Source organism: Thermanaerovibrio acidaminovorans DSM 6589 (assembly GCF_000024905.1).
GTDB classification, from domain to species: Bacteria; Synergistota; Synergistia; order Synergistales; family Synergistaceae; genus Thermanaerovibrio; species Thermanaerovibrio acidaminovorans.
Genome location: NC_013522.1, coordinates 974197 through 994329 on the forward strand (window position 1 = coordinate 974197; position 20133 = coordinate 994329).

At 61.5% G+C, this 20133-nt stretch carries 19 protein-coding genes; all 19 read right to left on the bottom strand.

The genetic code is table 11. The annotated features are described in order from the left end of the window. Positions 1–5: 5 nt before the first annotated feature. The 19 genes from TACI_RS04780 to TACI_RS04870 all read right to left on the bottom strand — a co-directional run bounded on the left by TACI_RS04780 (position 6) and on the right by TACI_RS04870 (position 20104). Positions 6–1034 (bottom strand): M50 family metallopeptidase, encoded by a 1029-nt coding sequence (locus TACI_RS04780; RefSeq protein ID WP_012869679.1) that lies wholly within the window; start codon positions 1032–1034, stop codon positions 6–8. 1 nt (position 1035) lies between these two features. Beyond that, positions 1036–2184, bottom strand: a complete 1149-nt coding sequence (locus tag TACI_RS04785; protein ID WP_164925156.1) for a 1-deoxy-D-xylulose-5-phosphate reductoisomerase — start codon at positions 2182–2184, stop codon at positions 1036–1038. 4 nt (positions 2185–2188) lie between these two features. After that, a complete protein-coding gene (locus TACI_RS04790) occupies positions 2189–3022 on the bottom strand; it encodes a phosphatidate cytidylyltransferase (RefSeq protein WP_012869681.1) in 834 nt (277 codons plus the stop codon). Next, entirely contained in the window at positions 3003–3719 is a 717-nt protein-coding gene (gene uppS / locus TACI_RS04795; RefSeq protein ID WP_012869682.1) for a polyprenyl diphosphate synthase, read from the bottom strand. Before uppS ends, TACI_RS04790 begins: the two co-directional genes overlap by 20 nt. A gap of 4 nt (positions 3720–3723) precedes the next feature. Next, complete coding sequence (locus TACI_RS04800; protein WP_242601193.1) at positions 3724–4290, bottom strand: uracil-DNA glycosylase; 567 nt, start codon at positions 4288–4290, stop codon at positions 3724–3726. 53 nt (positions 4291–4343) lie between these two features. Next, positions 4344–5180: a hypothetical protein gene (locus TACI_RS04805; protein ID WP_012869684.1), complete on the bottom strand. Its 837-nt coding sequence runs from the start codon at positions 5178–5180 to the stop codon at positions 4344–4346. A 6-nt stretch (positions 5181–5186) separates the two neighbouring features. Continuing rightward, positions 5187–6299 carry a histidinol-phosphate transaminase gene (hisC, locus tag TACI_RS04810; protein WP_012869685.1) on the bottom strand — a complete coding sequence of 371 codons (1113 nt, stop codon included), beginning with the start codon at positions 6297–6299 and terminating at the stop codon, positions 5187–5189. 50 nt (positions 6300–6349) lie between these two features. Continuing rightward, positions 6350–7642, bottom strand: coding sequence for a UDP-N-acetylglucosamine 1-carboxyvinyltransferase (gene murA / locus TACI_RS04815; RefSeq protein ID WP_012869686.1), 1293 nt, complete (start codon positions 7640–7642; stop codon positions 6350–6352). Between the two features lie 20 nt (positions 7643–7662). Further along, positions 7663–8778: a non-hydrolyzing UDP-N-acetylglucosamine 2-epimerase gene (gene wecB / locus TACI_RS04820; protein WP_012869687.1), complete on the bottom strand. Its 1116-nt coding sequence runs from the start codon at positions 8776–8778 to the stop codon at positions 7663–7665. Positions 8779–8815: 37 nt separating this feature from the next. Beyond that, positions 8816–9709, bottom strand: a complete 894-nt coding sequence (locus tag TACI_RS04825) for a glycosyltransferase family 4 protein (RefSeq protein WP_012869688.1) — start codon at positions 9707–9709, stop codon at positions 8816–8818. A 9-nt stretch (positions 9710–9718) separates the two neighbouring features. Then, the gene (gene upp / locus TACI_RS04830) at positions 9719–10825 is read right to left on the bottom strand and encodes a uracil phosphoribosyltransferase (RefSeq protein WP_164925381.1); all 1107 of its coding nucleotides are present in this window, start codon (positions 10823–10825) and stop codon (positions 9719–9721) included. Between the two features lie 130 nt (positions 10826–10955). Then, positions 10956–11900, bottom strand: coding sequence for a methylmalonyl Co-A mutase-associated GTPase MeaB (meaB, locus tag TACI_RS04835; RefSeq protein ID WP_012869690.1), 945 nt, complete (start codon positions 11898–11900; stop codon positions 10956–10958). A 102-nt stretch (positions 11901–12002) separates the two neighbouring features. Then, the gene (locus tag TACI_RS04840; RefSeq protein WP_012869691.1) at positions 12003–13823 is read right to left on the bottom strand and encodes a YncE family protein; all 1821 of its coding nucleotides are present in this window, start codon (positions 13821–13823) and stop codon (positions 12003–12005) included. Then, positions 13820–14047: a hypothetical protein gene (locus tag TACI_RS04845; RefSeq protein WP_012869692.1), complete on the bottom strand. Its 228-nt coding sequence runs from the start codon at positions 14045–14047 to the stop codon at positions 13820–13822. Before TACI_RS04845 ends, TACI_RS04840 begins: the two co-directional genes overlap by 4 nt. Before the next feature lie 10 nt (positions 14048–14057). Further along, complete coding sequence (locus TACI_RS04850) at positions 14058–14255, bottom strand: hypothetical protein (protein ID WP_012869693.1); 198 nt, start codon at positions 14253–14255, stop codon at positions 14058–14060. Positions 14256–14380: 125 nt separating this feature from the next. After that, entirely contained in the window at positions 14381–15346 is a 966-nt protein-coding gene (locus TACI_RS04855; RefSeq protein ID WP_164925382.1) for a Gfo/Idh/MocA family protein, read from the bottom strand. Positions 15347–15423: 77 nt separating this feature from the next. Beyond that, positions 15424–16158 carry a purine nucleoside phosphorylase YfiH/LACC1 family protein gene (locus TACI_RS04860; RefSeq protein WP_012869695.1) on the bottom strand — a complete coding sequence of 245 codons (735 nt, stop codon included), beginning with the start codon at positions 16156–16158 and terminating at the stop codon, positions 15424–15426. Then, the gene (locus TACI_RS04865) at positions 16155–17456 is read right to left on the bottom strand and encodes a bifunctional folylpolyglutamate synthase/dihydrofolate synthase (RefSeq protein ID WP_012869696.1); all 1302 of its coding nucleotides are present in this window, start codon (positions 17454–17456) and stop codon (positions 16155–16157) included. Before TACI_RS04865 ends, TACI_RS04860 begins: the two co-directional genes overlap by 4 nt. Further along, positions 17453–20104 (bottom strand): valine--tRNA ligase, encoded by a 2652-nt coding sequence (locus TACI_RS04870; protein ID WP_012869697.1) that lies wholly within the window; start codon positions 20102–20104, stop codon positions 17453–17455. The genes TACI_RS04865 and TACI_RS04870 overlap by 4 nt, the downstream gene beginning before the upstream one ends. Positions 20105–20133: the final 29 nt, after the last annotated feature.

Genomic DNA, 20133 nt, shown 5'->3' on the forward strand with positions numbered 1-20133 from the left:
CCCCCTCACCTAAGGCCAAACACTATCCGCTGCACATCCCGCCAGGTTATCCAAACCATCAGGGCCATCAAAAAGGCGAAACCCAGGTAGTGGATCATTCCCTCGTAGCGCTCCGGGATCCTCCTCCTGAAGACCAGCTCGAAGGCCACGAAGATCAGCCGGCCCCCATCAAGGGCCGGGAAGGGCAGCAGGTTCACCAGCCCCAGATGCAAGTTCAAAGCCGACAGGAAGGCCAGAAACTCCCAGAGACCCCTTCTGGCCACGTCCCCAGCCGCCACCGCTATCCCCACCGGCCCCGACACCTCCACTGGGTTTCGCCCCAAGGCCCAGTCCAGGATGCCCTTAACGATCCCAAACGCCAGGTTCACCGAGTACCGGTAGGCCCCTCTAAGGGCCTCCAAGGGGGTGTAGCGCCTCAACGAGGGTCTAACACCCAACAGATAAGCCCCCGAATCGTCCTTTCTAATCATCACGGTCTTGTATATCACCGTGCCCTCCCGTTCGATCCCAAGGTACAGGGGACCCAAGGGGGCGTGACGGCGGATGGTCTTGGCCATGGAGCCCCAGTCCCCCACCCTAACGCCGTTCACCTCCACTATCCTATCCCCAGGGGAGATCCCCACCTCCCTAGCCGGATATCCCTCCATGGTCTCCCCTATGACCGTGGAGCTGGTGTCCATAACCCCGTGAAAGTGAAGCACCATGGCGGCCAGGGCGAAGGCTAACAGAACGTTGCAGAGGGCGCCGCTGACGAGGATGAAGGCCCGGGCAAGGGGCCCCTTGCCCTCGAAGGTATCCTCCCCTTGGGTCTGATCCCCCTCCATCCCGGCCAGCTTCACGAAGCCCCCTATGGGCACCACCCTCAGGGACCACTGGGTGCCAAGCCGCTCGACCGATAAGACCTTGGGGCCCATGCCCAGGGAGAACTCGTTGACCCTCACCCCCGAGAGCCTGGCGGCCCAGAAGTGCCCCAGCTCATGGATGAGCACGCTTATGGATATCACCAAGAGGAACGAAAGAAGTGTGAAAACCAAATCAAAGACCTCCAAGCCTGGCACAAGCCCGGGATGCCATCTCCTTAGCCTCCTGAACCAGGGAGATGGAGTCCCCCACCGACGAGGGGGCGGACCCGCGGTAGGAACCCATTACCTCCTCTATCACGTCGGGGATCCTGTTAAACGGTATCCTGCCCAACAGGAAGCTCTCCACCGCCACCTCATCGGCCCCCACGAACAGGGCGGGATATGGACCGTCTTTTGTCCCCGCCTCCTTGGCCAGATAGAAGGCCCTAAACCTCTGGGGGTCCACCGGGGAGAAGGACAGATCCAGCTGTCCCAGCTCCAGGGGGGGTATCTCCTCTGCTATGGGCAACCTGTCTGGGTACGATAGGGCCATGGCGGCGGGAAGCCGCATGTCCGCCTGGGACACCAGCATCTTCCACGTTCCATCGGGGAAGAGCACCATCCCGTGAACCTGGGAGGTGGGGTGGATCACCGCATCCACCCTGTCCATGGGAAGCCCAAACAGCCTCATGGCCTCTATGCACTCTATGCCCTTGTTGGCCATGGTGGCGCTATCCACGGTTATCTTAGCCCCCATGGACCAGACCGGGTGCGCCAGGGCCTCCGCGGGGGTCACGTGCCTCAGCCTCTCCACCGGCATATCCCGGAAGGGACCGCCGGACGCGGTGAGCACGATCCTCTCGGGGCAAGCCTCCCCCATGAGGCACTGCCATATGGCGCTGTGCTCGCTGTCAACGGGCCTTATCTGATCCCTCTCCTTGGCCAGGGGGAGTATCCAGGGACCCGCCACCACCAGGCTCTCCTTGTTGGCTATGGATACCGGGATGCCCATCCTGACCGCCAGCTCGAAATGGGGTATGCAGTCCGTGCCGGAGGCCAGGAACGCCCAGTGGTCCACCTCCTCGTTGCGGATCATGTCCAGCAGGCCCCCTATCCCCCAGTAGGTGCGTCCCTGAAATGCACCGCCGGATCCGATCCCCTTCACCAGGCACGCGGCTGAGCAGCCAAGCTCCGCCGCCAGGGACGAGAGCTTGCCCCAGTTGCTACCCGACGCCACCGCCACCACCTTGAACCTGTCTGGGAAGAGGGAGCATACGCTGACGAAGGAGCTGCCCACGCTCCCGGTGGCCCCCACTATCCCGATCCTCAAAGGCCCGCTCACTGGACTATCTCCCCAGAACCTCAAAGATTATGAACGCCAGGGAGGAGTTGACCAGAATGCTGTCGAACCGGTCCAGGAAACCCCCGTGCCCGGGGATCAGGGATCCGCTGTCCTTGACCCCCGCCTCTCGCTTGAGCACCGACTCACCCAGATCCCCCAACTGCCCCGCGAAGCCGCACAGAAGGCCCAAGAGAAGTAGCGGCAAGGGGGGGAACTCGAAGATAAGCGCCACCAGGGACGAGGCGAAGACGCTGCCCAATACGCCGCCCCCGAAGCCCTCCCAGGTCTTCTTGGCGCTCACCTTGTCGCAAAGGCTGTACCTTCCCCATATGCTGCCCACGAAATAGGCGGTAACGTCGCAGAACCAGGTGCAGAGGAAGATGGTGAGCACGAAGAGGCGCCCCCAGGTGTGCTCCCTCAGCAATATCAGGAAACACCAGGGCAGCACCACGTACGCCACCCCCGCCAGGGTGCCACCTATGTTGGCCAGGGCATCGCTCTGCCCCGTGTTCTGCCGCCTCAGCACCTCGACGAAAAGGACCATGAAGGCAAGAAGGGATATGACCGCCAGGATGGAGGAGAGGCTGAGCCCCACCGAGGCGGCCCACAACATGGTTAGCCCCGCCAGCAACCCCATCCCCCTGGACATGGAGTACCTGGAGGAGAGCAACACGTAAAACTCCCACAGGGAGACCATGGCCACCGCGGAGGCCACCAGGCGCCAATACCAGCCCCCCACGTAGAGGGATGACAGAACCACGGACACCAGGACCACGCTGCTTACGCTCCTGAGCGCCAGGTTGCCAGTGAAGTTACCCTTAAACCTTGACACCTCCATAACGCCTATCCCTCCTGACGTAGTCCATCACCGCTTCCACCAGGTCATCCCGATCGAAGTCGGGCCAGTACTTGGGGGAGAAGTACAGCTCACTGTAAGCACACTGGAAGAGCCAGAAGTTGCTTATCCTCATCTCACCACCGGTCCTGATGATCAGGTCCGGATCCGGCAGGTCCGGAAGGTAGAGGAACCGTCGGAAGGTCTCCTCGTCCAGATCCTGCACCCCATCTCTCACGGCTTTGCCCACCGCATCCAGGATCTCCCTCCTGCCCCCGTAGTTGAGGCACACCACCAGGGTTATGTCCGAGCAGTGACGGGTCTCCTGCTCCCCGTAGGCCATTATCTCCCTCACGTCATCGGGTAGCCCATCGGCACTGCCGGCGAAGAGAAGACGCCCTCCCTCCTCCCTTAACTGCCGAACCTTCATCTTGATGTAGTAGCGGAAGAGGCCCATGAGCCCCCCCACCTCTCCCCTGCCCCTCTTCCAGTTCTCGGAGGAGAAGGCGTACAGGGAAAGGTACCTTATGCCCAGATCCTTTGCGGCCCTCACCGCCACCTCCACCTTCTTGACCCCCGCATGGTGACCCATTATCCTGGGAAGTCCCCTCTCCTGGGCCCACCGGCCGTTGCCGTCCATTATGATCCCCACGTGGGAGGGGACCCGGTCCATCATATCCTCCGAAAGCGAGAGACCCAACCCATCACCCCCTTACGGAATCCCAGCGACGCTTTACCTCCTGGATGTCCTCCCAGGTGAGATGCTTGGGACTGCCCACCTTGTTGGAGGGGTTCCTCAGGAGGTAGCTGGGGTGGAACATGGGCATAACCTCCATTCCCCTCCACTGAAACCACTGCCCCCTCAGCTTCGATATGGCCTCCTGGGTTTTGAGTATCCACTTCGTTGGGGTGCTACCCAGCAGGACCAGTAGCCTGGGGCGGACCAGGAGGATCTGGGCCTGAAGGAACTGATCGCAGGCCATCATCTCCTCGTATGTGGGGACCCTATTCCCCGGGGGCCTGCACTTGACCACGTTGGTTATGTAGACCTGATCCCTCGATATGCCCGCAGCGGACAGGATCTGGGTCAAAAGCTGACCAGCCCTGCCCACGAAGGGGACCCCCTGCTGATCCTCATCCGCCCCTGGCCCCTCACCTACAAACATAAGGCCCCCCTCCAGCACCCCCTCGCCAAAAACTACGTTGGTCCTGGAGGAACACAGACCACACCGTTCACAGGATAGGGCTCTGTTGCGGATCTGTTCCAACATTAGGGACCGATCCTCAAGACTCAACGGTTCCCCCAACGACGGTATATCCATTTTCAAAAAAACACCTCGCTGACGTTGATATCGAACTGGGATATCTCTATTCCGGTGAAGTAGCGAACGCCCAGTATTACTCTGCGCTTCACCTGGGAGATGACCTCAAGGAAAGTCCTCCCACCTGGAGTCAACCCAAGATCCAGGACAACCGATATGCGGTCATCGTCGCCGGGCTTGACCCGAACCTGACATACCTTGGATACCTGGGGGGTGAGAAGGGCTATGTGGGTTATCATCTGACCCACAGCCTGGGGCTCTATGTGTAGGGCGCCGATGAAGTTAAAGGGAGGACGAACTATGGTCTTTTCCCCCTCGTAGGACTCCCCCTGGGACCGCCAAAGAACCTTCAGCCGCCCAACCAGCTTGCCGGCGAAGTCCCGCCTCACCTGAACGTGAGACACGGGGATAACGTGCTGCCCCTTGCCTCGGCGTTCCCTCTTGGCCTTGGCTATCTCCTCCGGGGTGGAAACCTCCTCGATCCTAACGATCCTTTGAGGACGGCTCAACCCAAGCCTGGAGGCTATCTTCATGGCCATCCCATCGGAGGTGGCGATTATCATTATCCCCGTGGGGGGGATCTGGGCAAAGAAGGATGCCACCGCGAGCCGATGATCCTCGAACTCGAACATGGCCCGTCTTATGGCCTTGACCTGGTTCCTCTCCGTCTTGGCGCTCCTGCCACAGACTATCTGACCTCGTCTCACCACCAGGCCATCGTCTATGATGTACTCCGCCCCCAGGTTGGCCGCCACCATCTGGGCCCGCTGGCTCTTGCCCGTGCCAGCGGGGCCCACGAAGGCGAAGACCGCATGAAGGGGCCTGTTGTCCTCTGCCACCCTAAGTTACCTCCCAATCCGCCTGAGCACCCGGTCCAGCTCGGATAGAAACCTGTCGTTCTCCTCCGGAAGCCCTATGGTGACCCGGAGGGTGCCTTTAAGCCCTAGATCCTCCCCTAGGCGAACGATGACCCCGTTAAGCAGAAGCCCCTCGTAGGTCTCCTCCGCCCTTGGAACCTCAAGCAACAGGAAGTTGGCGTGGGTGTCGTGAACCCTGATCCCAAGGCCTGAGAGGGCCTTGTGAACCCTCCGCCTCTCCGCTATGGTCATGTCCCTCACCTTGGCTACGTGGTCTCCACACCCCAATGCGGCCAGTGCTGCCCTCTGACCAACTGAGTTGACCGAGAAAACCCTCCGAACCTTACCGAAGGCCTCGATTATCACCTTGGGCCCTATGGCATACCCAATCCGGAGGCCCGCAAGGCCGTATATCTTGGAGAAGGTCCTCAATATCACCACGTTGCTGGCCTGCCTGAACAGGTCCGCCCCGCACACGTAGCGGGGGTCCGTCACGTACTCCGCGTAGGCCTCATCCACTATCAGGAGGACGTGTCTCTCCTCCAGGCGGACCGCCAGGTTCAGGAGGTCCTTGCCTGGCACTATGTTGCCCGTGGGGTTGTTGGGGTTGCACAGCACCACTGCCTTGGTCCTGGGACCGCACATCTGGAGCACCCCATCCACCGGCAGGGAGAAGTCCTCCAAAAGCGGCACCGGATCGCACACCCCACCGGCGGCGGATGCGGTCAGCTTGTAGACCGGGTAGGTGGGGCTGGGGACAATGATGTGATCCCCCTCCTCCAGGATCGACTGGAAAAGGGTGCATAGGACCCCCTCGGTGCCCCCTCCCACCGCCACCTCGAGGGGGGATACCCCCAAATGCCTGGCTATGGCCCTCTTGAGGTTGTAAGCCTCCGGATCCGGGTACCTGTTGATCCCATCCTTGGCGGCCGCTATGGCCTCCATCACCGCCTGCGGAAGGGGCCAGGGGTTCTCGTTGGAACACAACCTTACAACCTCCGTAAGCCCGTAGGTTCTGGTTATCTCCTCCATGGGCTTACCGGGCCTATAGGGTTCTACGGAGCTCAGGTATCTCCTCGGCACCTCGTCCATCCAAGACATTCAGGTCATCCCTCCCCCACAAAGCCAGCTAACCCAAAACCACCGGGGCGTCACTCCCCCCGGGTCACTATCACCTTGCCACCCAGGGCCCTCAGCTTCTCCACTATTCCCTCGTAACCCCGCCAGATGTGCTCCAGATCGCACACCACCGTCTCATCCTCCGCCGCCAGTCCCATCAGAACTAGGGCAGCCCCCGCCCGTAGGTCCGACGCATGAACCTCCGCACCAACCAGCTTGGATACCCCGGTAACGATGGCGGTGTTGCCCTGCAGATCCACCTGAGCTCCCATTCGCTTGAACTCGCTCACATGTAGGAAACGGGACTCGAACACGCTCTCATGAATGACGCTGGTTCCCTCCGCCAAGCACATGGCGGCCATTATCTGGGGCTGAAGGTCCGTTGGGAAGCCGGGATAGGGAAGGGTCTTCAGCGACACCCCCCGATACCTCCCACTGGGATACACGGTGACGTCATCTCCCTTTATCTCCACCGATATGCCCGCCTCCTCCAACTTGGAACACAGGGCCTCTATGTGTTCCGGAACGATCTGGCGGACGGTCACCTTCCCCCCGGTTATCACCCCCGCCAGGAGATAGGTGCTGGCCTCTATCCTGTCGGGGATCACGCTCACGTGGGCGTCCTTGAGCTCCTTTGCCCCCCTTATCTTTATGGTGCCGGAACCCTCGCCCTCTATCTCCACCCCCATGGCCCTCAAGGTTTCCGCCAGGTTTACCACCTCGGGCTCCCGGGCGGCGTTCTCCAGGATGGTCTCCCCCTCAACCAGGGAGGCGGCCATCATAAGGTTCTCGGTGGCCCCCACGGATGGGAAGTCCAGGTATATCCTGGCGGGCTTGAGACCCGACGTGCGGCCGTGAAAGGCCCCCTGAACGAGCTCGAAGGAGGTGCCCATCTTGGCGAGCCCCTTAACATGAAAGTCTATGGGACGGCTGCCTATGGCACATCCCCCCGGCAGGGGCAACACCGCCCTGCCGCATCGGGCCACCAAGGGTCCCAAGACCAGGGAGGAGGCCCTCATCTTCCTGACCAGCGAGGCGGGGGTCTCCCATGAGATCTCCTCCGGAACGTCCAATGTCATCCGGTGATCCTTCATCTCCACCTTTACACCCAGGTGATCCAGGAGATCCATCATGGTGTGGATGTCCTGAAGATCGGGTACACGCTCTATGGTGAGCCTACCGCCCCTCAAGAGGAGGGCGGAGGCCATTATCGGCAACGCCGCGTTCTTGGCACCCTGAGCGGTGAGGACCCCTTTAAGAGGCTCCCCTCCCCTTATTACAAGCCTCTCCTTCTTACCCTCCGAAACCAAATCCACGCTACTCATCAAAAAACCTCCAAACCGATCTAGTTCTTACGCCTATCGATCAAATACGACTCAAGGGCTTCCGCTATCCGGGCCGAGGCCCGTCCGTCACCGAACGGCGAGGCCACTGCTGGGGCGGGAAGCTCCCCGTTGAGGACCCTCATAGCGGTGGACACGATCCTATCCCTGGAGGTGCCCACCAGGAAACCGTAACCGCTGTCCAAAACCTCGGGCCTCTCGGTCACGTCCCTCAATATGAGCACCCGCTTGCGAAGCCCCGAGGCCTCCTCCTGAACCCCTCCGCTGTCGCTAAGGATGAAGAGGCACCGGTCCATGGCCCACACGAAGTCCGGGTAGTCCAAGGGATCACACAGAACCGCCCGGTCCTCCCCTCCCAATATCTCCATCCAGACAGACCTAACGTCCGGGTTGCGGTGCATGGGGATAAGGGCCTTCAGATCCCTCCTGACGCCCAACAGGTCCCTCACCGACAGGGCTATCTCCCTCAAGGGGGCCCCCCAGGACTCCCTCCGATGGGCGGTAACCAGTATGAAGGGACCGTCCCCTACAGCCCCTATGGCCTTTGAGGGGGAGGACACGTGATCCCTCATCCAAAGGAGAGCATCTATGACCGTGTTGCCCGTCACCAAGATGCTCCCCTCCCGGATGCCGTCCGCTACAAGGTTCCGCCGGGCACCTTCGGTGGGTGCGAAGTGAAGGGACGATATCCGATCGGTGAAAACCCGGTTCATCTCCTCCGGGAATGGTCGCCTCATATCGCCGCTCCGGAGCCCCGCCTCCACATGACCAACCGGCACGTCCCGATAGAAGGCCGCCAGGGCGGACGCCATGGTGGTGGTGGTGTCCCCGTGGACCAGCACCGCGGCGGGGCGGCAATCGTCCAGGAAGTCCCCCACCCCCTGAAGGACCGCGGAGGTGACGTAATCCAGGGACTGCCTCTCCCGCATTATGCCCAGGTCCGCGTGAGGGGTGAGCTGGAAGGGGGCCAGGGCCTGGTACAGCATCTGGGAGTGCTGTCCCGTGGCCAGGAGCACCACGTCGAAGCTCCCCCTCTCCCTCAATGCGATCACCACCGGGGCCATCTTTATGGCCTCGGGCCTGGTGCCTACAACGCAAACCACCTTCAGCCTATCCAATAATATCTCCTCCAGACAATGGCCCTAATCAATCAAATCAACCTCCCCAGGAACCAAGAGCCTTGACCCCTGCCAAGAGCAGCAGACAGTGGAAAGCAGCCAGAATCGCCAGCACCTTCTCCTTTCTAATTCCCCTATCGAGAAGCCTGTGATGCCCATGGGTCCTATCGGGAAGAAACGGTGACCTCCTCTTAATGATCCTGCCGGTCATGACAACCAGGGTGTCCAGGACAGGGAGCCCCCCTAGTAGGAAAAGCACCAACATGAGTCTCAATATGCCCATGGATGCCATGGGTTCCCACGCGTTCCATAGGATGAGCGCCCCGCAAAGATACCCCAGGAGAGTGCTTCCTCCATCCCCCAGGAATGTCTTGGCTTTGGGGAAGTTCCAGAGCATGACACCCAGCACCAGCCCAGCGGTGAGGGCCCACGGGAAGGGACCGAAGGTCACCGCACAGAAGCCCATGGTGATAAGCGCCATGGAGAGGCACAGGCCGTCCATCCCATCCACCAGGTTGAACGCGTTGGTCAGCCCGGTTATCCAGATCACCGAGGCAATCCGGTGCAGTAGGGGCAAGTCCAAGGGATATATGGCCCCGTACGAGGCGGCCAGATGAACCAGGAACCTCACCGATGGGGACAGGGAGCTCATGTCGTCCAGGTAGCCCACAAGGAAGACCACCGTGGCACCGGTGGCAACGAAGGGGACAAAGCGCCCCTCATCCCCGAAGAGCAGGAAGATCAACAAAAGCCCCATCCACAACACTATCCCAGCCCCCCGGGGGGTCACCGAGCTGTGCTGCTTCCTGCCCCCGGGAACGTCCAGAAGGCGGAATCGCCTGGCCAGTGCCATGGAGAGGGGAACCGCCACGAAGGCCCCCAACATGGCCCCCAGGGCCCTCAGCAGGTGGCTCCAAATGTCACCTCCCATGGGTTGTAACTATCTGGTCCCAAAGAGCCTGTCCCCCGCGTCGCCAAGCCCGGGGACTATGTAGCCGTGGTCGTTCAGGTGGCTGTCCAGGGCGGCGGTGTATATGTCCACCTCCGGGTGGCTGCTCTTGACCCGGGCGACACCCTCGGGGGCGGCTATCAGGGCCACCAGGGATATCCGCTTGGCCCCCTTTCGCTTGACCAGGTCTATGGCCGCCGCGGCGGACCCGCCGGTGGCCAGCATGGGGTCCACAATGTAGACGTCCCGATCCTCTATGTCCCCGGGCAACTTGCAGTAGTACTCCACCGGCTCCAGAGTGTTGGGATCCCTGTAGAGTCCCACATGTCCCACCTTGGCGTTGGGGATCAGCCTCAAGATGCCCTCCACCATGCCAAGCCCCGCCCGGAGCACCGGCACCACCGCCATCTTCTTGCCCGCCAGGGTGAAGGCCTTGGTGGGACCAAGGGGGGTGCAGACGTCAATCTCCTCCAACGAAAGATCCCGGGTTATCTCGTAGACCATGAGGCCCGCGATCTCCTGCACCAGCTCCCTAAAGTCCTTGGAAGAGGTGTTCTTGTCCCTTATGATCCCCAGCTTGTGCTGGATCAACGGATGACTGACCACCACGAGCCTCCCGTTGGCCCGGACTTGGCCCATGGCCTCCTCCTTGTATACCGACCTCTCGTAGTCCCTTATCTTCTGGTTCCTGGCCTCGTATCGGCCCCCCAGGAACTGGGTGGACAGCCAGGTGTCCACCATCTCCGCCGCCAGATCGGGCCCCACCAGGCGTCCCCCTATGGCCAACACGTTGGAGTCGTTGTGCTCCCGAGAGAGCCTGGCCTCGGTGGTGTCCCTGCAGAGGGCCGCATAGACCCCGGGCACCTTGTTGGCCACGATGGACATGCCTATTCCGCTTCCGCAGACCAATATTCCCCGATCCACCTCACCCCGGGACACCGCCTCCGCCACCTTGATCCCCCAGTCGGGGAAGTCCACCCGGGCCTCGGCAGAGCAAGTCCCCATATCAAGTACCTGGTAACCCTTGGATCGAACAAAACCGATCAGGTGCTCCTTTAGAACGAAACCCGCATGGTCGGAACCTATGGCTATCTTCATCTCCAAGTTATCCTCCTCTTCAGCCTCAAGGAAGGGCTATCTAAGCTTCAAGACCACATCATGGGGATTATGCCATAAAAAATGGGCAGCCAAAAGCCGCCCCTTCGCACAACGTTAAGTGATCTGACGCTCAACGGGAGGGAGAAAGGACCTGATCGAGGATCTCCTCCGCGAGGCTGTAGGGGTCCGTCCGCCTCTCCAGGAGTTCCTCCAGCACCCCATGATCTTTCCTGTCCTCCCACACCCGGTTGACCATGGCGGCGATCTCCCTTCTAAGGATTCCCTCCACCTGAGACTCTATCCGGGATATGCGCCGCTGGCGCCCCTCTTGACTGCTCATCAGGTGATACCAGTGGGAATCGATGGCCTTCACCGCATCCCCTACGCCCTCCCCCCGCTCCGCACAGGTCTTCACCACCGGCGGCCGCCAATCCACCCGGGGGGAGATGTCCAACATCATCCTGACGTCCGCCACCACCTTGTCGGCCCCATCCCTATCCGCCTTGTTGACTATGAACACGTCGGCGATCTCCATTATCCCCGCCTTCATTATCTGAACGTCATCCCCCATGCCGGGGACCAGGACCAGACAGACCGTGTCCGCCAGCTTGACGATGTCCACCTCTGACTGGCCAACCCCTACGGTCTCTATGATCACCACGTCCTTGCCGCACGCGTCCAATATGAGCGCCGCCTCACCGGTGGCACCGCTGACCCCCCCAAGGGATCCACGGCTGCCCATGCTCCTTATGAAAACCTTATCGCTGACCGCATGCCCCTGCATCCTGAGCCTATCCCCCAGGATGGCCCCCCCGGAGAAGGGGCTGGAGGGGTCCACCGCTATGACCCCCACGCTCTTGCCCGCGTCTAGGAACTGCCCTATCAGCTTGTCCACCAGCGTGCTCTTCCCCGCCCCGGGGCTACCGGTGATCCCTATGACGTGTGCCCTGCCGGTCTTGGGGTATATGGCCCTCATTACCCCATCGGCCAGAGGAGCACCACTCTCCACCAAGCTTATCAACCTGGCTATGGCCCTGTGATCCCCCGACAAAGCCGCATCCACGAGCCTGTTCAAAGCAAACGCCTCCCCGGACAGTTTAATTCCGCATCTCCCATGATATACCCTAAAACCCCGGATTAGCCCCGGGAAGCACGACTGAATCTTTCAAAAACGGCCCTAGCGGAAGGCGGCGGGGAAGAAGGGCATCCACTCCCTGAAGCTATAGTCCTCCGCGTCCACGAAGAGGGATACCAGGGAGTCCGACACGTTGCCCAGCGGCACGTCCACCTTGGGCAATGGCATCCGGAAGGTCCACTCCACCCCGTCCAGGGGAGTCAGTGCGGGCTTTGCCCGGAAATACAAGCTTCCTCCGGTAAGGCGCCTCACCGCGTCCAGCTCCGGCGACGATGGGACACCTATGGCAGCCACATCCAGCCTGAGGCCGTTCATCAGACAGTAGGCCAGCAACCTCTCCTGGTCCCTTCGCCCCAACCGGACGTTCGAGTTGAGGAGAAGGACCTGAGGCAAGGACATCCCCTTCTCCTCCCTGGCGCGTATATCCCGCCACAGACGGGATGGATCCCCGTCGGGGCTCTCCAAGGCCACCACCTGGGGCTCCGGGATCAGCCTCCTGCTGCCGCTCACCGACACCAGCGCCAGCTTGTTCTGCCAAACCCCCCTGACCACCGGGAACCTGTCCCCTATGGAGGCGAAAAAGGGGGAGAGCCGGGACGTCATGGTGAGGCTGTAAACATCCCCCTCATCTATGGCCATGTCCATAACCCCGAAAAGGCCGTTGACCGCCCCATCGTTGTAGATCAGGCCGCCCCAGAGGGGCTGACGCCCTCCCTGGTCTAGCAGCATGATGCCCCCCTGGTAGGTGCATACGGTCCACGGATCCTTGAGCCCCCTGGCCACCGTATCCAGCGTAACGGTCCCATCCCAGAGGGGACCCACCTTGAACAGGGCCCCGCCCTCGGCCACCACGAAGAGCCCCCCCTCGTGGTTCCAAGTTAGGTCCCTGACGCCATTGACCCGGACGTTGGCCACCTCCTTGAAGGAGGATCCCCCCGTCCAGTCCAGCACGTAGACCATCCCGCGCCCCCGGTCCGCCACCGCCAGGCGGCTCCCCAGGGAGTCCACCGCCACCAGCTCGGGCAACCTCCCGGATCCCTTGGGCCGCCATTGCCCCATTACCCGGCCCCCGGATGATAGGATCAGCAGGCTCCCGGATATCCGGTCCGTGACTGCGAAGGCCCCATCGGAGAGAGCCACCCCATCTGAGATGTGCCCATCGTGTTTGAAGTACGGCCATTGGGATATGGCGCCGCTGTACTGGTTCTCCTCCACCCTAAAGGCCCCACCATCGGAGGAGAGGACCACCCAATTGAGGTAGTCCAGCGGCACCACCGCCACCGGAGACTTGATGGCCAGGGACGCCAGCCTCTTGCCTCCCCGGTAGATCACTACCCGGTCCCCCAGGCTGTCCACCAGGAAGAGCTTGTCCCCCAGGGAGCTCACCTTCCCAGCCCCCCCCATGCCCAGGATAAAGGTCCTGTCCAATTTGGGAAGAACGCTGCCATCCCGGGCGTCCACGAACGTGGCGGACAGCATGGACGCCTTGGGTCGAAGGGCCAGTCTCAAAGACCTGATCTCGTCCTCCAGGGATCGGAGGATCGACTTGCCCCGGTAGTCGTTCCTCCTAACCTCCAGGTAGCTCCTTAAGGATGCGGCGGCGTCGTCCAGGTTGCCCATCCTCCTCTGGACCACAGACCGGAGGAAGTAGAGGTCCACGAAGTACGTGTCCTTCTTCAGCGCACCGGATATGTTGGCCAGGGAGCTCCAATACCTGCGGCCCAGCAGGTCCCGGTAAGCCATCATGAAAATGACTTCCGATGCCCGCCGATCCGCCTTGGGCATCTCCTGGGCACCCACCCCCAAACATAGCAAGAGGACCCATATGATGACCCCCGCCGCTACCGCCACCCACCTCCTCATGGCAGGATCTCTTTCCCCACGAAGGAGTAGAAGGTGAGGGTGATCGCCCCCGCCAGGAGGAAACCCAGCAACATCCTGAGGTAGAAGAGGACCGCCGGCCCCCCGGGCCACCTTCCCCGGTATATGTTGACCACCGCCCTGGCCACCGGGAGGGCCAGCAGGAAGAAGACCAGCCCCAGGAGGGCCTGACGGTTCAAAACGCTAACATCCCTCAAGAACGACAAAGACAGCACCTCATTTCCTGAACCAGTGCACCGCCTTGGTGTGTTTCTCGTATATGAGCCTCAGTATCACGTTGTCCCGGAAGGCCTTGGGAGGCAACGTGAAGATCACCGCGGACATCACCGCTATGAGGGCGGCCAATGCCACGATGATCACCAGGAGGACATTCTTAAGCGTGACGGACTTCCTCCGGGGCATCCTGATCAACATGGTTAACACCCCCTTCTCGGCCTCTATCCTATCATAACGGTTCGGCATCAAGCAGGAAGAGCTGGAGGGGGCCCCAGCTCTTCCGTGTGGATTAAAATATGAGTACCCAAGATATCCAGGGGATATCAAGCGGTATGGGCCTTGATCCCCACCGCATCCTGCTCTATCTGCCTAAGGACCTTGACGCACACCTCGAGAGCCCTCTTGCCGTCCCGGATGCCCACCAGGGGCTCCTTGCCCTCCTTCACACAGTCCACGAAGTGCTGGAGCTCCATCTTGAGGGGCTCCTTCTTGGGGTAGACCGGGTGCTCCACCACCTCGACGAGGCCGGAGCCGCCCTTGATGCACCGGTTTATAGACACGTCCTGGGACTCGAAGTCCACCACGATGTACCTCTCCCTCTCCATGATGTCCATCTGCCGGATCCTCTTCTCCGACACCCGGCTGACCACCACGTGGGCGATGGTCCCGTTCTTGAAGGTTATCTGAGCACAGGCGATATCCTCGTGATCGGACCTGACCACCGAGCCGGTGGCGGATATGCGGTCTATGTCGGAGTTCACCATGGAGAGGATGATATCTATGTCGTGGATCATGAGGTCCAACACTACCCCAACGTCGCTGATCCTGGGGGAGAAGGGCCCCATCCGCCTGGACTGGATGAGAAGCGGGGAGTCAATCATGCTCCTAACGTACTGCACCGCGCTGTTGAACCGCTCAACGTGTCCCACCTGCAAGACCAGGTCCCTCTCCGCCGCAATCTTGAGCAGCGTCTCCGCCTCCTCCACCTTGGTGGTCACCGGCTTCTCCACCAGCACATGGATCCCCCTCTTGAGGGCCTCGCTGGCCACCTGATAGTGAAGACTGGTGGGCACCGCCACGCTCACCGCATGGGGCCTCACGGTATCCAGAAACTGAACGAAATCCGAGAAGTGGGGAACCCCCATGGTGTCACCCACATACTGGGCCCTGTCCTCGTTGGAGTCCACCACCCCCACCAGGGTGGCCCCCAGGATCTCGGAATATATCCGGGCATGATGGTACCCCAGGTGACCAACCCCTATTACCCCTACCCTAACAGACAACTGGATCACTCCCCATCAAGCAGATATCTAAAGCTCCTCCATCTGCTCTAATTCTCCCGTAAATGAAGCCCAAAGTGGCCTCCCTAAACCTTAGGCAAACCGAAAAGGAGGGCCATCCGCCTAGCTGTCCGGTCCCTCCGAAAGGATGGGAGGCTCGGATCCTCGAAGGTGCATAGGGGGCTGACCATCACGTTGGGAGCGGGGATCCTTGACCTGAGCTGGTCCACCACGGCTCCCTTTATGTCGAAGTAGACCAGGTCCCCCTCCACCCTCCAGCGGGACGAATGGAGCTCCCTCATGCCTCGCGCCGTGGCGGGGTCATGGACCCTCCGGCTGTAGCAGCCACCACACACGGAAGGACCCACCCACGCCCAGACGGAGCCCCAATCCGTAACCGTCCCCTCCATGGCATCCAACGCCCTCTCGCAAATCCCCAACACCGTGCCGGAGTAGCCCGAGTGGAGCCCCACGATCAAGGGCTCGCTCCTTACTCCCAGGAGCACCGGGACGCAGTCCGCGTACCTCATCGCCCCCACCGCTCCCCGACAGGAGATCATAACCCCATCCGCCTCCGGAGCGGGATCCATCGGAAGATCATGATGGAAGGCAAGGATCCGATCCCCGTGAACCTGCCGAGGGGATGCGATGGAGCTCCATCCATCTCCTATCAACCCCTCCAACGCTCCAAGGTCCAGTGAGATCCCGGATCCCCCGTCGACCAGTGGGCCATCCAGCAGAAGACAGCCCCGGAAGGAGCCGTCCTCCTCTATCCTCATCACCCGATGCCCCGCCACCAGATCTTCCCTTTGGGTGATCAACTTCCCCTAATCCTCCCTCTCACGTGCCCCACCAGGAAGAGGCTGCCACAAACCACCACCGTGGGGCCGACATCCAGCGCCATCTTCACCGCCTCCATGGGGTCCGGATTGGAACCCGCCAAGGGGATTCCCAGTTTGGACGCCAGGGAAGATAGGACCTCCACCGTGGCGGACCGGGCAAGGCCGGGGACGGTGGTGACGAAAAGGGGCGATTTAAGCTCCCCCAGTATCCCCAAAGTGCCCTCTAGATCCTTGTCCCCCATGGCGGCGAAGACCACCGCGGTTCCCTCCGGGTTCTGGATCCTCTTGAGGCTATCCACCAGGACCCTCATGCCGTGGGGGTTGTGGGCCCCGTCCAGGATCACTCCCCGGGAACCATCCAAGGGGATCCACTCCATCCGACCGGGCCAGGTAACCTTCGATAGCCCCTCCACCATGGCGGACCTGGACAGGGGGAACCGGTCCGATATCTCCTCCAGGGCGGTAAGGGCCAGGGATCCGTTGTAAGGCTGGTGAAGCCCCGCTAAGGGGATGAACAGCTCCTCCTCTACTGAGCCCCTGGTGCGGCGGAAACGGCAACCACCGAGGGACATCTGGAGTAGCTCTACCCGACATTCCCTTGAGTGGATCACCGGCTTGGCACCTACCTTGGCGCATCTCTCGAGGAACATCTCCTCCAGACCATCGCCCCCCGGGTCCCCGGCGAAGACCGCCGGCTTCCCGGGCCTTATGACCGCCATCTTCTCTGCCGCCACGTGGCGAACCGTGGACCCCAGGTATTCCCGATGGTCCAAACCTATGGGGGCACAGACCACACACTCCACCATGCCCAGGGTGTTGGTGGCATCCAACCGCCCCCCCATCCCGGCCTCAATCACCGCCAAGTGGATGGAGGCGTCCGCCAGGTAGGAGAAGGCCACGGCGGTAAGGATCTCAAAGTAGGACGGACGATCCGAAGAAAGCCTCGGATCCCCCTGGATCACATGGGCCACCCTCTCGAGCCTGGGCCAGAGTTCATGGCAGGAGATCTGCTCCCCCCCTATCCTCAGCCTCTCTCCGGGACTCTCAAGGTGCGGGCTGGTGTACAACCCAACCCGGTAGCCCCCGGCGGACAGGCAGGAGGACAGGGCAGAGCAGGTTGATCCCTTGCCGTTGGTACCCACCACCAGTATAGAGGGGAACCTCCGCTGGGGGTTCCCCAGTAGGTCCAGCAACCTGGCCAGTCTGGAAAGGCCGGGCCTTATTCCCGGACTGGCCAGGCTGGAGAGCTCCTCCTCGAACCGGTCCCAGGGGATCATCGGCTCAGGCTCTCTATGTTCTCCCTTATCCTCTCGAGTCGGGCTCTCTTCTCCTCCACCGAGGCCCTCTCCTTCTCCACCACCTCGGCGGGGGCCCGCTCCACGAAGGATCGGTTGCCCAGCTTGGCCAGGGATCTCTCCAGCTCTGCCTCCACCTTCTTCTTCTCCTCAGACAGTCGCCGTATCTCCGCCTCGATGTCCCATAGGCCCTCCACCGGCAGGAAAACGTCCACGTCCCTCAAGACGCTGGCAAGACTCTTGGCGGGGGATTGGGCATCCGCAGGGATCATCTCCAGCTTCCCGCATCGGGTAAGAAGCCGCACCAGGTCCTGGTTATCCGCCAGCGACGCCTCGATCTCCGGGCTCCGGACCCTCAGGATGAACCGCTCGATCTCCTTCTGGGGCGGCACCGAGGCCTCGGCCCTCAGGTTCCTCATGCTCCGGATGATCTCCTGGATGGACTCCATGGCCTCCGCGTCCTTTTGGTCAAATCGGGGAGAGGTCCCATCGGGCCATCCGGCGTTCACTATGAACCCGCCACCGAAGGGGAAGTGATGCCACAGCTCCTCGGTTACGAAGGGGATGAAGGGATGCATCATCCTGAGAAGGTCCCGGAAGACCTCCAGGAGGACCCTCTGGGTGGCCGATCGCCTAGGCTCCCCTTCGTCCCCCCGGAGGGCCGGCTTCGCCATCTCCAGGTACCAGTCGCACAGCTCGGACCAGGTGAAATCGTAGAGTAGCCTGGCGGACTCGCCGAAGAAGTACCCGTCCAGCAGGTCCGCCAACTGGGCCTTCACCTGGTCAAGCCTCCGCAGAATCCACCGGTCGTGGATGCGCAGGTTCTTGAGGTCAATCGGCGAGCCCGGATCCACTCCATCCAGGTTCATGAGGGCGAAGCGGCTGGCGTTCCACAGCTTGTTGAGGAAGAAGCGGTAGGTCTCAACCCTGGAGGCGGACAGGCATATGTCCCTCCCCTGAACGGTCAAGGCCGCCAAGGTCATCCTCAACGCATCCGCCCCGTACTTCTCTATCAGGTCCAGGGGATCGATCACGTTCCCCTTGGACTTGCTCATCTTCTGTCCCCTCTCATCCCTGACCAGGGCGTGGATGTACACGTGATGGAACGGCACATCCCCCATGAACTCCAGCCCCATCATTATCATCCTGGCAACCCAGAAGAATATGATGTCGAAACCGGTTACCAGAAGCCCCGTGGGGTAGAAGCTCCTTAGCTCCTTGGTGTCCTCGGGCCAGCCCATGGTGGAGAAGGGCCAGAGGGCGCTGGAGAACCAGGTGTCCAAAACGTCCTCATCCTGCACCAGGTTGGAGGAGCCGCACTCGGGGCAGTGGGTGGGGTCCACCTCGTCAACGATCACATGTCCACAGGAACAGTACCAGGCGGGTATCCGGTGTCCCCACCAGAGCTGCCGGGATATGCACCAGTCCCGGATGTTCTCCATCCACTGGTAGTAGACGTTAACCCAGCTCTCGGGGATCCACTTTATCTTCCCCTCCCGGACCGCCCTCACCCCCACCTCCGCCAGAGGCTTGGCCCGGACGAACCACTGCTCCGACAGGTAGGGTTCAACCACGGTCTGACACCGGTAGCAGTGTCCCACCGAGTGGCTGTGCTCCACCACCTCCACCAGGTTACCCCGCTCCCGAAGGGCCTCCACCGCCCTCTTGCGGGCCTCGAACCTGTCGAGCCCGGCGAACTCCAGGGCCTCCTGGGTCATGAGCCCCTGGTCGTCTATGACCTGTATGGCCTCAAGACCGTGTCTCTGTCCCACCAGGAAGTCGTTGTGGTCATGAGCGGGGGTTATCTTGACGCAACCGGTGCCGAAGTCCGGGTCCACCATGTTGTCCTCTATGACCGGGATGACCCGCCCAACCAGGGGAACCACCACCTTGCGGCCTATCAGGTGCCTGTTCCTCTCGTCCCTCGGGTGGACCGCTATGGCCACGTCCCCCAGGATGGTCTCCGGCCGGGTGGTCATCACGTGGAGCTCCCCGTCCCCATCGGCGAAGCGATAGGCCACCTTGTAGAGGTTGCCGTCCCTCTCCTGGTGCTCCACCTCCAGATCCGACAAGGCAGTCCTGCACCGGGGGCACCAGTTTATGAGGTACTTGCCCCGGTAGATGAGGTCCTTCTTGTACAGTTCCACGAAGACCTTCCTGACCGCCCGGGATAGCCCCTCGTCCATGGTGAACCTCTCCCTGGACCAGTCACAGGAGGCCCCCAGCTTCTTCAGCTGTCCTATTATCCGGCTACCGTACTGCTCCTTCCACTCCCAGACCTTCTCCACGAAGGCCTCCCTACCCAGGTCATGGCGGGATATGCCCTGGGAGGCCAGGTGACGCTCCACCACGTTCTGGGTGGCTATGCCCGCATGGTCCGTACCGGGAAGCCAAAGGACCTCATGGCCCCTCATCCGCTTGTAGCGGCATATTATGTCCTGAAGGGTGTTGTTGAGCGCGTGCCCCATATGGAGGGAACCGGTCACGTTGGGGGGAGGTATCACCACTCCGAACTTGGGCTTGGGGGACTCTGGGTCCGCCTTGAACAGGTCCGCCCCTATCCACCGCCCGTACCAGCCGTCCTCTATGGGGACCGGGTCGTAGCTCTTGCCTAAAGAGATGTCCTTCATGAAACCGCCTCCCCTTGCAACGTTGTGTA